Source organism: Bradyrhizobium sp. (assembly GCF_030646015.1).
Lineage (GTDB): Bacteria > Pseudomonadota > Alphaproteobacteria > Rhizobiales > Xanthobacteraceae > Bradyrhizobium.
In genome coordinates, this window is record NZ_JAUSLT010000047.1 from 20,545 (window position 1) to 34,053 (window position 13,509).

At 64.7% G+C, this 13,509-nt stretch carries 14 protein-coding genes and 1 tRNA gene; 13 read left to right on the forward strand and 2 right to left on the reverse strand.

Features of this window, described 5'->3' with window-relative positions:
- Positions 1-252: 252 nt before the first annotated feature.
- Together Q7T45_RS07320 and Q7T45_RS07325 are read left to right on the forward strand one after the other, a co-directional pair.
- On the forward strand, positions 253-531 hold the full coding sequence (locus Q7T45_RS07320) for a hypothetical protein (protein ID WP_304869245.1): 279 nt from the start codon (positions 253-255) through the stop codon (positions 529-531).
- Positions 532-641: 110 nt separating this feature from the next.
- Positions 642-854, forward strand: a complete 213-nt coding sequence (locus Q7T45_RS07325; RefSeq protein WP_304869247.1) for a hypothetical protein — start codon at positions 642-644, stop codon at positions 852-854.
- A 51-nt stretch (positions 855-905) separates the two neighbouring features.
- Here the strand turns inward: Q7T45_RS07325 and Q7T45_RS07330 are convergent, their stop codons facing one another.
- Positions 906-2,591: an MFS transporter gene (locus Q7T45_RS07330; protein WP_304741592.1), complete on the reverse strand. Its 1,686-nt coding sequence runs from the start codon at positions 2,589-2,591 to the stop codon at positions 906-908.
- Between the two features lie 143 nt (positions 2,592-2,734).
- Between Q7T45_RS07330 and Q7T45_RS07335 the strand changes: the two genes are divergently transcribed.
- The 8 genes from Q7T45_RS07335 to Q7T45_RS07370 all read left to right on the forward strand — a co-directional run bounded on the left by Q7T45_RS07335 (position 2,735) and on the right by Q7T45_RS07370 (position 11,299).
- Positions 2,735-4,105 carry a hydrolase gene (locus tag Q7T45_RS07335; RefSeq protein ID WP_304869249.1) on the forward strand — a complete coding sequence of 457 codons (1,371 nt, stop codon included), beginning with the start codon at positions 2,735-2,737 and terminating at the stop codon, positions 4,103-4,105.
- 108 nt (positions 4,106-4,213) lie between these two features.
- The gene (locus Q7T45_RS07340; protein ID WP_304869252.1) at positions 4,214-5,602 is read left to right on the forward strand and encodes a cytochrome P450; all 1,389 of its coding nucleotides are present in this window, start codon (positions 4,214-4,216) and stop codon (positions 5,600-5,602) included.
- 47 nt (positions 5,603-5,649) lie between these two features.
- Positions 5,650-7,062 carry an adenylate/guanylate cyclase domain-containing protein gene (locus Q7T45_RS07345; RefSeq protein WP_304869255.1) on the forward strand — a complete coding sequence of 471 codons (1,413 nt, stop codon included), beginning with the start codon at positions 5,650-5,652 and terminating at the stop codon, positions 7,060-7,062.
- Positions 7,063-7,342: 280 nt separating this feature from the next.
- Positions 7,343-7,873: a TerB family tellurite resistance protein gene (locus Q7T45_RS07350; protein ID WP_304869256.1), complete on the forward strand. Its 531-nt coding sequence runs from the start codon at positions 7,343-7,345 to the stop codon at positions 7,871-7,873.
- 182 nt (positions 7,874-8,055) lie between these two features.
- The gene (locus tag Q7T45_RS07355; RefSeq protein ID WP_304869259.1) at positions 8,056-8,835 is read left to right on the forward strand and encodes an SDR family oxidoreductase; all 780 of its coding nucleotides are present in this window, start codon (positions 8,056-8,058) and stop codon (positions 8,833-8,835) included.
- 157 nt (positions 8,836-8,992) lie between these two features.
- Complete coding sequence (locus tag Q7T45_RS07360) at positions 8,993-9,802, forward strand: glutamine amidotransferase (RefSeq protein WP_304869261.1); 810 nt, start codon at positions 8,993-8,995, stop codon at positions 9,800-9,802.
- A 133-nt stretch (positions 9,803-9,935) separates the two neighbouring features.
- Positions 9,936-10,454, forward strand: a complete 519-nt coding sequence (locus Q7T45_RS07365; protein ID WP_304869263.1) for a nuclear transport factor 2 family protein — start codon at positions 9,936-9,938, stop codon at positions 10,452-10,454.
- 32 nt (positions 10,455-10,486) lie between these two features.
- Positions 10,487-11,299: an enoyl-CoA hydratase gene (locus Q7T45_RS07370; protein ID WP_304869271.1), complete on the forward strand. Its 813-nt coding sequence runs from the start codon at positions 10,487-10,489 to the stop codon at positions 11,297-11,299.
- Between the two features lie 147 nt (positions 11,300-11,446).
- Here the strand turns inward: Q7T45_RS07370 and Q7T45_RS07375 are convergent.
- A tRNA-Ala gene (locus Q7T45_RS07375) sits at positions 11,447-11,522 on the reverse strand.
- Between the two features lie 195 nt (positions 11,523-11,717).
- Here Q7T45_RS07375 and Q7T45_RS07380 point away from each other — a divergent pair.
- The 3 genes from Q7T45_RS07380 to folD are packed head-to-tail and all read left to right on the forward strand — an operon-like array spanning position 11,718 to position 13,244.
- Complete coding sequence (locus tag Q7T45_RS07380; protein WP_304869265.1) at positions 11,718-12,008, forward strand: YggT family protein; 291 nt, start codon at positions 11,718-11,720, stop codon at positions 12,006-12,008.
- Positions 12,009-12,022: 14 nt separating this feature from the next.
- Positions 12,023-12,343, forward strand: coding sequence for a DUF167 domain-containing protein (locus tag Q7T45_RS07385; protein ID WP_304869267.1), 321 nt, complete (start codon positions 12,023-12,025; stop codon positions 12,341-12,343).
- A 16-nt stretch (positions 12,344-12,359) separates the two neighbouring features.
- A complete protein-coding gene (gene folD, locus Q7T45_RS07390) occupies positions 12,360-13,244 on the forward strand; it encodes a bifunctional methylenetetrahydrofolate dehydrogenase/methenyltetrahydrofolate cyclohydrolase FolD (RefSeq protein WP_304869269.1) in 885 nt (294 codons plus the stop codon).
- Positions 13,245-13,509 lie beyond the last annotated feature (265 nt).

Consider the following 13,509-nt stretch of genomic DNA (forward strand, 5'->3'; position numbering starts at 1 on the left):
CGCCCCACCAACGACGGCCGGTCCGACGAAATTATTTTTTCCCAGGCGTCCGCGACGAAGCGTCGCCAGCAGACGATCCCGTCCCTGAAACCGGCAGATGGGGGCGCCGTATCCTCGTCGAGACCGATGCTCGAAGGGCCGGAAACAGGGCCAGTTTATTGTGTGATGGACGTCACAGCGGCAGCGCCACCGTTCAGGCACGCTCTGGTCATCAACAACGGGCCCGCCGAGCCGGGCCAAAGGGAGCCAGATATGACCGCCTATTTGACCAGGACCATCCGCCAAGCCGGCATTGCGCTGGTCGTCGCGGTTTCTTTCGCCGCCCTGTCGGCGACTCCGAGCCTCGCCTTCAGCGCCGAAGCGCAGCAGATGTGCACCGGCGACGCGTTCAAGCTGTGCAGCGACGAGATCCCGAATATCCCGAAGATCACCGCCTGCATGATGAAGAAGCGCGCCAGCCTGAGCACCGGCTGCCGGGCCGTGATGGACCGCGATCTCGCGCAGAAATCGAGCAAGGTCGCCGAGCAGTAATTTCGGGCCTGACGCCTGCCCAATCGCCGCAACGTTATCCAAAAGACGTTGCGGCGCCGGTTTGAGCGCATTAGAACGCGCTTGGATCATGACCGGGTAGGCGTAATCATATGACCAGATTTCTTTGCATCATTCCGCTTGTTCTGATCACCTCAGCCGCTTCGGCGCAGCAGCAGGGGCAGGACGTCTGCGCGCGCGACGCCTCACGCTTTTGCCGCGCGCATCTCGATGGGGGCGATCAGGTCGTGCTGATATGCTTGAAGCAAAACCGCGCCAGGCTCAGCAAGGCATGCCAGGCCTTGCTGACGAGGCACGGGCAGTAATTTTTTTTAGTCATTCCGGGGCGAGGCAAAGCCTCGAGCCCGGAATGACGATCAGGTACTGCTGCCCGCGGCGGTCGCCACCGGCAACACTTCGCTCGCGGCGCGGTCCGGCGTGTCTTCCTTCCAGCGCACCGATCCGAACGGCCGCTCCAGCATGCGGCGGACGCGCACCGGATCGGGTCCGAGGTGAAAATCCATCGCGCGCTGATGCAATGCGCGTTCGGATTGCGTCGAGCGATTGCGCTGGCGCAGATAGTCCAGCCAGGTCGGGCAGTGATAGCGTTCGGTCCACAGTTCGGGATCGGCGATGTCGCGCGCGATCGACCAGCCATAGGCGCCGTTGCGCTGCCGGCTGAGCTGCACTTCCTGCATCACATTGTGGAAGGCGCGGGCGCTTTCCTGATCGACGCGGTATTCGATCTCGACCACCAGCGGCCCGCTGCGGCCGGTCAGCGACAGCCGCACCTCGGGGTCGGCCAGAACCTCCGCATCTTCGTTACGCGCGCCGACCGGCGGCATCCGCAGCCACAGGCCGAGCAGGGGCGACACCAGCATCATGGCGGCGGAAACCAGCAGCGCGGTTTGCACGCCGGCCAGGTCGGTCAAATAGCCCCAGCCCCAGCTGCCGATCGCGATGCCGCCCGCGATCGAGGCCTGGAACGCAGCCAGCGAGCGGCCCGCGACCCAGCGCGGCGCGGAGAGCTGGACGCCGATGTTGAACAGCGCCACCGCCGCCATCCAGACCGCGCCGGCCACCACCAGCGCAGCGGCAGTCAGTACCGGCTGCCGGCTCAACGCCACCGCCGTGATCGCTCCCGCCATCGATATCGTACAGGCGCGGATCGCGGCCTCGCCGCTCATTTGCCTGCGCAACGTGCCGATGTTGAGCGCGCCGATCACCGCGCCCATGCCGAAGGCGCCGAGCATGATGCCGTAGGTCTGCGCGCCGCCATTCAGCAGGTCGCGGGCGATCAGCGGCATCAGCGCCATCACCGAACCGCCGATGATGCCCGTTACCAGCGTGCGCGTCAGCACGATGCGGATCGACGGCGAGTTGGCGATGTAGCGCACGCCGGAAACGATGGCGCGGTTGAGACGTTCGCGCGGCAGCCGTGACGGCTCGCTGTTGCGGCGCCAGAGAAACAGCACGATCAGAAGCGGAATATAGAGCAGCGCGTTGGCGGCGAAGGCCGCGACCGCGCCGGCGGTGGCGACGATGACGCCGCCGATCGCCGGGCCAAAACTTCGCGCGATGTTGTAGCTGATGCCGTTCAGCGCCACCGCCGCCGGCAAATGCTCCGCCGGCACCTGCTCGCTGACCGAGGATTGCCACGCCGGTCCGAACAGCGCCATGCCGCAGCCGACGACGAAACAGAACGCCAGGAGGATATTCGGCGTCACCAGATTGAGCCATGCCATCACGGCCAGCGCCGTCGCACCGGTCAGCGCGAAACACAGCGAGCCCAGCGCCACCACGCGCCGGTCATACATGTCGGCGATGGCGCCGGCCGGCATCGAGATCAGCATGATCGGCAGCATCAACGCGGTCTGCACCAGCGCGACCTTGTCGGCCGACGACGTCATCTGCGTCATCGCCCAGGCCGCGCCGACCCCCTGGATCAGGAGGCCGAGATTGGAGAGCAGGCTGGCGAGCCAGATCCGCCGGAACACCGCATGCCGCAGCGGGGCGGCCACGCCGTCCCCTGATAACATCGAGCGTTTCGGCGGTTCCTTCATTGCCCCTTCCGACGGGCCGGTCGCGGCCCTGATTCCCTGCGTTTTGCAGTGATGCCTGCGAAAGTCCTTGGCTGTCCAGTGTTTAGGCCGCTATCAGCGGTCACACAGGGCGGCTAAAAGACTGAAATGACGGGAAGCTCCTCATGAACATGTCGCGGCGGACGCTATTGAAGGGCGCCAGCGCCCTTACCCTGGCGGCCAGCACCTTCGGTCCGTCGGCCTTCGCGCAGACGGCGCCCGCCGCCCCGGCGGCGCAAGTTCCGCCGATTCTGTTCGTCCATGGCAATGGCGATCACGCCGGGCTGTGGATCACTACGCTGTGGCGGATGGAATCGAACGGGGTTGCGCGCGACCGGATGCTGGCGATCAATTTCACCGATCCGCTGGCGCGATCCGACGATGCGGTGGCGCAGCCCAACCGGTCCTCGGCCGAGGACCAGCGCCGCGAACTCGGCGAAGCCATCAAGGAACTGAAACGCCGCACCGGGGCTGCACGCGTCGCGCTGATCGGCAATTCCCGCGGCGGCAATTCAATTCGCAGCTATATCAAGAACGGCGGCGGCGCCGATGTCAGCCACGCCGTGCTGTGCGGCGTTCCTAACCATGGCATCTTCGACTGGGATGATCTGCCGGGCAGTGAGTTCAACGGCCGCGGTCCGTTCCTTCGCGGGTTGAACGAGGGCGACAGCGAGGTGACGCCAGGCACCGCGTTCCTGACATTGCGCAGCGACGGCATCGACAAATACGCCCAAGCCGATGGCCGCTTCGTCGGCAAGCCGGGCACGCCGACCGGCATCACACCGGATGGTCCGGCGCTCAAGGGCGCCACCAACCTCGTGCTCGGCACCATCGACCACCGCGAGACGGCGTTTCATCCGCGCGCGTTCCGCGAGATCTACAAATTCATCGCCGGCCGCGAACCGGCGCAAATCGCCATTGCGCCGGAAACGGAAGTCAAACTGAGCGGCCTTGTGACGGGCACGCCGGGCGGCGTTCAAACCAACCGCCCGGTGGCGGGCGCATCGGTCGACGTGCATCGCGTATCGCCGGATACCGGCGAACGGCTGGGCGGCCCGATCCATTCCTCGCAAACCGGCGCGGACGGGCGCTGGGGGCCGGCGTCGGTCGATCCCACCTGGTACCTGGAGATCGTGCTCACCTCGCCCGGCTCGACCACCACGCATCTCTACCGCTCGCCGTTTCCGCGCTCCTCCGACATCGTGCATCTGCGCGCCGCGCGACCGCTGGGACCCGCCGACGCCGGAGCCGGCGCGGTCGTCATCCTGTCGCGGCCGTGCGGCTATTTCGGCCTTCCCCGCGACGTGGTGCTGCTCGACGGCAAGGAGCCGGCGGATGTCAAAGCCGGCGTCCCGACCGATTCGATCACCACCTTGCGGCTGCCGGCCGCGGAGGCCGGGCGCGCGGTCGTCGCGCAGTTCAATCAGGAGCGGATCGTCGCCCGGGCCTGGCCGGCATCGGAGAACAGGATTGCGATCGCCGAGCTGACTTACTAGCTGTTGGGCGGTGTCCCCGTTCGTCCGCCTTCATGGCGCCCGGATTTCCGGACCTGATGGGGCGGCGCCCGACGGACAGATCTGTCCCCGAGAACTGCGAGGCCGTAAGTGAGCATAGCCGAAGCCTGGGACCCGCCGGTCACGCCTGCGCCGCTGGTGCCGCCGGCGCCGCCGCGCGCGCCCGACAGCATGGGTCTTTTCCGCCGGATAATGGCGATGCGCACCAGCGCGATCAGCGTCTGGGGCGACCGTTCTTACGAAGAAGATATCATCCGCAGCCGCTTCTTCGGGCGCAGCAGCTTTATCCTGAACGACCCCGACGCGATCCGGCATGTGCTGGTCGACAACTACGAGAATTACGTGCGGACGCCGGCGGCCATCCGGGTGTTGCGTCCGGTGCTCGGCGAAGGCCTGCTGATCGCGGAAGGCCGTACGTGGAAACATCAGCGCCGGACGCTGGCACCAGCCTTTACGCCGCGCGCGGTGATGCCTCTGATTCCGCACATGTTGGCTGCGACGGACCAGACGATTGCAAAGCTTCAGGCCGCCAGCAACGCGCCGGTCGATCTGCGCGAGGCGATGCAGCGCATGACGCTCGAGATCGCCGGGCGCACGATGTTTTCGTTCGGCATGGACCGCCACGGCGCGGCGCTGCGCGACTTCGTGATGGAGTATGGCGAGAATCTTGCGCGGCCGCATTTTTTCGATCTGGTGTTGCCGCTGAGCTGGCCGAGCCCGCAGGATTTCGCCCGCTCCCGCTTCCGCAAGCGATGGACGCAATTCGTGGCCATGCTGATGGCGGAGCGCCGCGCCGCCGGCAAGGAGGAGGGCGCGCCGCCGAGCGATCTGTTCGATCTGATGGGCGCCGCGCGCGATCCCGAGACCGGCGACGCCTTTACCGACGAGCAACTCGGCGACCAGGTGGCGACGATGATTCTCGCCGGCCACGAGACCACCGCCACGGCCTTGTTCTGGGCGCTGTATCTGCTGGCTCTCGATCCCGGCACGCAGGACCAGTTGGCCGCCGAAGTGAAGGCCGCGACCGCTGGCGGCACGCTCGATCTCGAGCGGCTGAAGTTTACCCGCGCCGTGATCGATGAGACCATGCGGCTTTATCCGCCGGCGTTCCTGATCGCTCGCGCGGCCGGCGCGGCCGATACGATCGGCGGCATGCCGGTGAAGAAAAACGACATCGTGCTGATCGCGCCGTGGCTGCTGCACCGGCATGAAAAGCTCTGGCGCGATCCCAACGCCTTCATTCCATCCCGCTTCATGCCGCCTTCGCCGCCGCCCGATCGCTTTGCCTATTTGCCGTTCGGTGTCGGTGCCCGGGTCTGCATCGGCGCGCATTTCGCGCTGGTCGAGGCCACCCTGGCGCTGGCCAAGTTGATCGGCGCGTTCAAGGTCGAACTTGTTGATAAGACGCCGGTGATGCCGGTCGGCGTGGTGACGACGCAACCCGATCGCTCGCCGATGTTTGCGATCACGCCGCGGTGACGAATGCATTGCTTGGATAGACACGCGATCTGCCCTAGAATTGCGCCATGAACGACCTCAAGGCCCAGTTTGCCCTGCTGAAGCAGACCGCCGATCCCGTGGTGGCCGCTGCGATCGAGCTTGCGGTCGAACAGGGCGAGGACCACGAGCTCAACCGTATCAACGCGCTGGACTTTTCGAAGCGGACCGGGCTCGACGAGGAACGGGTGATTTCGGGCTTTCTCCATGCTTCCCGGCTCGGGTTGTTCGACCTTTCCTGGAACGTGCTGTGCCCGGGATGCGGCGGTGTGCTCGGCGCCCACGGCACACTGAAATCGTTGAGTCCGGATGACTATCATTGCGGCCTTTGCGCGTGCGGCTACGAAGCCTCTGTCGACGAGCAGGTCGAGGTAGCCTTCACGGTCAATCCCCGGATCAGGCGCATCGCCGCGCATGATCCGAACTCGCTGCCGGTCTGGGAATACTACAAACAGGTGTTCTGGAGTTCGGGAATCGATTTCGATCGGGAATCCGTCGCGACGCTGGCCGATGAGGTGACGCTTGATACGCTCGAATTGCCGGCAGGCGAGAAGGCAGTGCTGTCGCTGCAACTGCCGAAAGAATTCATCATCGTGTTCGAGCCGGTGACGCATTCGGCGCAATTCATCGATGTTCAGGGTGAGCCGACCAGGGAGCGTCAGCAGCTGTCGCTGGTTTACAGCAAGACGCCAACGCCTACCGGCGGAACCAGAACGATGCGGCCGGGACCGCTGCGGCTGTCGCTCGACAATCAGGCCGATGTGCGAGTGCTGCCGTCTGTCTTCATCGCGGGCGATGTGATGCATCACCTGATCGGCAAGCGCAAGCCGTTCCTTACCGCCAAGCGGATGCTCTCAAACCAGACCTTCCGCGACGTATTCAAGGCGGACAATCTCAATGTAGATCAGCGGCTCAAGATCACCTCGCTGACATTCCTGTTCACCGACCTCAAGGGCTCTACCGCGCTGTATGAGAGGGTCGGCGATCTCGCCGCCTTCGATCTGGTGCGCGCGCATTTCCACGCGCTGCTGGAAATCATTTCCTCGGAGAAGGGCGCCGTCGTGAAGACGATCGGCGATGCCGTGATGGCGACCTTCATCCGGCCGGAGCACGCGATCGTCGCGGGCCTGCGGATGCGCGCCGCGATGGACGGGCTCAATGCCGAGCGCGGCACCCAGGACCTGGTGGTCAAGATCGGCATTCACGAAGGGCCCTGCCTCGCCGTCATGCTGAACGAGCGGCAGGATTATTTCGGCCAGACCGTCAACATCGCAGCCCGGGTTCAGAGCCTGTCGACCTCGCAGGAAATGCATATCACCGGGCCGGTCAACGATGCGCCCGCGGTGGCCGCCATTCTGCGGCGGGAAGCAATCACGCCGATTCAAAAACAGGCGGCGTTGCGCGGCATTGCCGACAAGATCGTGGTGTACGAAATACCTTGACGTAGCCCCGGCTCCCTCCACGTCATTGCGAGAGCAGCGAAGCAATCCAGCTTTCGTGCAACCGGCAAGAAAGATGGATTGCTTCGTCGCAAGGGCTCCTCGCAATGACGTGGAAAGAGCAGTGCTGGCGGCATGCAAAACTGGATAGAGATTGCCTAATCGTGATGCAGCCGGGAACCGGCATGGATTGCGCGTGTTGATTTTCCGACCCATATATCGGCGACCGCCGCTTGCGGCGAACGAGCCCCGAATAACCCCCCGGATTTCGGCAGGAAAACCAATGCTGGACGGACTACGCCAATTTATTGCCGACGTTGTTTCTCCCACCGCGCTGGCGGATCGGGCGTTTGACGATACCGGGTATCGTCTGGCGGCGACGGCATTGTTGATTCACGTCATTTCGATCGACGGCGAGCCGACGGAGACCGAAAAGCGCAAGCTGCACAGCCTGATCGAAAGCCGCTTCGGGCTCGATCGCGGCACGGCGGATCACCTGATCGCGTCGGCGACACTGGTCGAGGGCGAGGCGGTCGATCTCTATCATTTCACCAGTGTCATCATGCGTTCGGTGGATGAGGAAGGCCGGCTCCGCATCGTCGAAATGATGTGGGAGCTGGTCTATGCCGACGGACAGGTCAGCGAGTTCGAGGACAACGTGGTCTGGCGCGCCGCGGATCTGCTGGGCGTGGCCTCGCGGGACCGGATCGATCTCAAGCACCGTGTGGCCGCACGGCGACCCGAGGCGGCCAGCGGCGGCCCAGGCCGTCTGGACGCCATAGACGGTGCGGTATCCGACATGACGAAAATTTAACGTGTCCGACGTTCGGTCGTCGCCGGGAGCGACAAGCCCGCAAAATGCGGCACTTCCATTGGCAGCATTGTGCGTTTGCGCGTGCCGATATGCTTGCAGGTGACTTGCATCTCCCCTCGACCCTATGCTCTCGTCCCGGCTGTTAGCCGCATCTCCTGCAATTTATTTATGAGTATTGAATCGTGACCGAGCGTGTGACGCTGATTACGGGTGCCTCGGCGGGCATAGGCACCGAGCTGGCGCGCGTTTTCGCATCGAACGGCCATCGCGTGGCCCTGGTGGCGCGACGCGGGGATCGCCTGGCGGCACTGGCTGACGAAATCGTGGCCGGCGGCGGCGCTGTGCCGATTGTGATTGCCTGCGATCTCGAGCAACCCGACGCCGGTGACAGGATTGCCGCGATCCTGACCGCCGAAGGCGTCGAGGTCGATTACGTCGTCAACAATGCGGGCTTCGGAATGTTCGGCAGGGCCGTTGACCGCGACCGCGCCGAGCAGCTCGGCATGATCGACCTCAACGTCCGGACCCTGACCGAACTGTCGTTGCGGTTTTCCGAGAGCCTGATCCGGCACCGCGGCGGTATCCTCAATCTGGCTTCCATTGCCGGCTTTCTGCCGGGGCCCGGCATGGCCGTCTACTACGCGTCCAAGGCCTATGTGCTGTCCTTCACCGAGGCGTTGCGGGCCGAACTGGCGCCGCACGGCGTGCGGGTCACCGCGCTGTGCCCGGGGCCGGTACCGTCCGAGTTTCAGTCGCGGGCGGGGTTTCTGCCCGGAGTCGATTCCGTGATCCTGAATGTCACCCCGGCGAATGTCGCACAGCAGGGGTATCGCGGGTTGATGGCCAACAAGCGGACGGTGATCCCGGGCCTTGGCGTCAAGATCGTGCCGTTCCTGCTCCGGCTGTTTCCGCGCGGGTTCATCCTGGCGGCGGTCGCCCGCCTGCAGCTGCGCCGGCGCTGACCCAAGCAGCTGTCTCAAGCAGCTGTCTCAAGCGGCTGTCCTGGCCATCGCGCGCCGTTCTGGCCCGCGATTTGCTTATATTTCTCGTGAACGCACCCGAAGTTAACGGCGACTTAAGTATGATTCTGGCTTGATGATCGCCGGACAGAAAAATTCGATGTCTCAGTCGGACGAAATTATTGGCGAAAATGTCCTGCGCTTCCCCGGTGGAGCCGCAGCGGCCGCCTTAGCGCCTGCCAACGCCGCATCCCTGCTGCCGGTGCTGGTCGTGCTGCACCAGGAGTGCTCGACGCCGGGCCGGGTCGGCAATGCGCTGCGGGCGCTCGGCCACCGGCTGGATGTCAGGCGTCCGCGTTTTGGCGATGCCCTGCCGGAAACCCTGGATGACCATGCCGGTGCAGTGATTTTCGGCGGGCCGATGAGCGCCAATGACCCCGATGAATTCGTCCGCCGGGAAATCGACTGGATCTCGGTTCCGCTACGGGAGCAGCGGCCGTTTCTGGGCATTTGCCTGGGCGCACAGATGCTCGCCATGCAACTCGGCGCGCGGGTCGCGCCGCATCCGGAAGGCCGGGCGGAGGTCGGGTATTACCCGATCCGCCCGACGCAAGCGGGGCTGGCGCTGTGCCCGCACTGGCCGGATCACGTCTACCACTGGCACCGCGAGGGGTTCGAACTTCCCCACGGCGCCGAATTACTGGCCGAGGGCGGCGACTTCCCGGTCCAGGCATTTCAGATGGGTCACGCGTTCGGCTTGCAGTTTCATCCCGATGTGACCTACGCGATGATGCATCGCTGGACCACGCGCGGCTACGACCGCCTGGACGCGCCGGGCGCGCGGGCACGCCACCATCACTTCGCCGATCGCGCCATCCATGACGTGACCGAGCGCGCCTGGCTGAAGGCGTTTCTCGACGACTGGCTGACGCGCATGCCGCGTTCGGTGATGTCGGAAGCCGCGGAATAGCGCGGCAAAAACAACGCCGCGATATTCCGTGCGGCGGTTCTCCAAATCCTTTCTCCAAGCCTTTCCAAATCTGCAAATGTGCTAGTGTCGGTCGCACAAGCTTGCGGTCAATCAGCAGGCATCGGGAGGCGGTATGACCGGCGACGAATTCGCTGCGCTCTTGAGCGACTTCACGCTGTCGGCGGAATCCGGCGACGGCGCGCGCTTCGCAAGGCACTTCACCGAGGACGGCATCTATTACGACTATATCTACGGCCCTCATCAGGGCCGCGCCGACATCGCCCATATGATGCAGGATCTGTTTCACCGCGATGCCGCCGATTACCGCTGGGAAATGTTCGATCCCGTGTTCGACGGCCGGCAAGGCTATGCATGGTCGCTGTCGAGCTTCACCTCGACACTTCAGCAGTTCAAGGGCCAGCGCGTCGTCATCGACGGCATGAGCCGTTTTGTCATCCGCGACGGCCTGATTGCCGAGTACCGTGAATCCGTCAATGGCGGCGTGGCGATGGCGCAGCTCGGCGTCGAGCCGGAGCGCATGATCAAAGTGTTCAAGCGCTGGACCGGCTGGCTCAAAGAGCGACCGGAAACAACAGACTATCTGGCGCGGCCCAAAGGCTCGCGTGCGACAAGGGAGACTCACGACACATGACCCAGCAGCAACGCGCAGTGACGCAAGATCCGGTGGCCTATCAGCACATCCTCTACGACGTCAGCGACAAGATCGCGACCATCACGCTGAACCGGCCCGACCGCATGAATGCGTGGACGCCGATCATGGAGCGCGATGTGCGCCACGCCATGGAATCTGCTGCGGCCGACGACAATGTGCGCGTCATCGTGCTGACCGGAGCAGGCCGCGGCTTCTGCGCCGGCGCCGATATGGATGCGCTGAAAGGACTCGACCCCGACGACATCAAGCGCGCCCAAAGCCTGCCGCCGTTCGACATGAACCGGCGGCCGGACTGGCAGAGCCGCTACGGCTATTATCCGTCGATCTCAAAGCCCATCATCGGCATGCTGAACGGCGCCACCGCGGGCATTGGCCTGGTGCACGCGCTGTATTGCGATCTGCGTTTCGCCGCCGACAACACCGTGTTCACGACCGCGTTTTCGCGCCGCGGGCTGATCGCCGAACATGGCATCAGCTGGATGCTGCCGCGCATCGTCGGCCATGCCAATGCGCTGGACCTGTTGATGTCGGCGCGCCGGGTGCCGAGCGAGGAGGCGCTGCGCATCGGTCTGGTCAACCGGCTGTACCCGCCCGACCAGTTGCGCGAACAGACCTACGCCTATGCCCGCGATCTCGCCGATTTCGTCTCGCCGAGCGCGATCGCCGTCATCAAGCGGCAGCTCTACGACGTGCCGTTCCAGACCCTGGCGGAAGCCACCATCGACGCCAACCGCGAGATGGTGGTGGCGCTGCGCGGCAGCGATTTCCGCGAGGGTGTTGCGAGCTTCATGGAGAAGCGTCCGCCAAGGTTTACGGGGAAGTAGGGGAGGGGACAGGCGGAGCCCCTAACAGCCCGCCGTCGCCTATCCGCCTTCGCTCTGCGAGCTTCGGCGGGACAAGTCGGGCTATGGCGGGGCAGCCTTCGCTACGTGAGGGCTTGCCCAGCCGAAGCAGGCGCAGCCTGCGAAGGCTGGTGGAGCCAGGCGGGATCGAACCGCCGACCTCGTCATTGCGAACGACGCGCTCTCCCAGCTGAGCTATGGCCCCATCGCGACCGCCTGGAAGGGAAAGACGGCGGCCGGTAATTGGCGCCATTTACAATCCGCGCCAAGGTCAAGTCAAGAACGGTGAAATCGCTGTTTTTCGGGAGGTTTTGCCGGGAACTTCCCTTGTTTGCGGGGGGAGGAACCGATATCTACCGGGCAGCCGAAATTTGCGATCGAACCGCGAGCAGTCAAGCCCATGCGAGCCATTCTCGACATCATCATTATTATTCTCGATCTCTACGTCTGGCTGCTGATCGCGTCCGCCATCCTGTCCTGGCTGATCGCCTTCAACGTCGTGAACACCCGCAACCAGTTCGTGGCGGCGGTGGCCGAGTTCCTGTTCCGGATCACCGAACCGGTGCTGGCGCCGATCCGGCGGTTCATGCCCAGTTTCGGCGGTCTCGATATCTCGCCGATCATCCTGATCCTGATCATCATGTTCATCCAGCGGGTGATTGCCTACTACATCTATCCCAACGTGATCTGATCGCGGCTGGGTGGATGGATCCCTGGCGCTATTCCACCGAGGGCATCAGTGTCGCGCTGCGCGTCACCCCGCGCGGCGGCCGCGACGACATCGACGGCATTGAGACGCTCGCCAACGGCCGCAGCGTGGTCAAGGTGCGGGTCCGCGCCATCGCCGAGGGCGGCGAGGCCAATCGTGCGGTGACGGAGTTGCTTGCAAAAGCGCTCGGGGTGCCCAAGCGGTGTGTGCGGGTGCTGTCGGGAACGACGTCCCGACACAAACAGATTGCCGTCGACGGCGATCCCACGAAACTCGGCGAAGCACTGCGGAAGCTGACTGCGGCGAAGCCCGATTGATTCATGGAGGACAGAGATGGCGGCCCGCATCATCGACGGAAAGGTCATTGCATCGGAGCTTCGCGCCCGTGTCGCCGATGAGGTGGCGCGGGTGCAGCGTGCGCACGGGGTGACGCCCGGGCTCGCGGTGGTGCTGGTCGGCAGCGACCCCGCCAGCCAGGTCTATGTCCGCAGCAAGCACAAGCAGACGCAGGCCGCCGGCATGGCGTCGTTCGAGCATGTGCTGCCGGCCGACGTCGCACAGATCGAGTTGCTGGCGCTGATCGGCAAGCTCAATCGCGATTCCAGCGTGCACGGCATCCTGGTGCAGCTGCCGCTGCCGAAATCGCTCGATACCGAAACCATCATCAACGCCATCGATCCCGCCAAGGATGTCGACGGGCTGCATCCCAACAACGCCGGACGCCTCGCCGCCGGGTTGGCGGCGCTGTCGCCCTGCACGCCGCTCGGTTGCATCATTCTCAGCAAGAGCGTGCACGCCTCGCTCGAGGGCATGAACGCCATCGTGATCGGCCGCTCCAATCTGGTCGGCCGTCCGCTGGTGCAGTTGCTGCTCAACGAAAACGCCACGGTGACGATCGCGCATTCGCGCTCGCGCGATCTGGCGCAACTCTGCGCCCGCGCCGATCTGGTCTATGCCGCCGTCGGCAAGCCGGAGATGGTGCGCGGCGACTGGATCAAGCCGGGCGCCACCGTGATCGATGTCGGCATCAACCGGCTGCCCGGGCCTGACGGCAAGGACCGGTTGGTCGGCGATGTCGCGTTTGCCGAAGCGCTTGAAGTCGCCGGCGCGATCACGCCGGTGCCCGGCGGCGTCGGGCAGATGACGGTGGCGTGTCTGCTGGTCAACACACTGCGCGCCGCCTGCGCGATTCACGGGCTGGCGAAGCCCGGGGTGTGACTCGCTTCACCCTCTCCCGCTTGCGGGGGAGGGTGCCGAGCGCAGCGAGGCGGGTGGGGGCTCTCTCAACAGCGCGACTGCCCACTTGCGAATCTCCAATCTTGCGCACTGTACCGGTTGATAGACCCCCACCCCGGCCCTCCCCCGCAAGCGAGAGCTTTGCACAATCGGGTCTGCGGGAATGGGGCCCGAAATCTGGCTTTTTTTGCGAACTCAGGTGGCGCGCGAGACGTGAAGAGTCCGGTTTTCGCGGCCGATCGGTGGC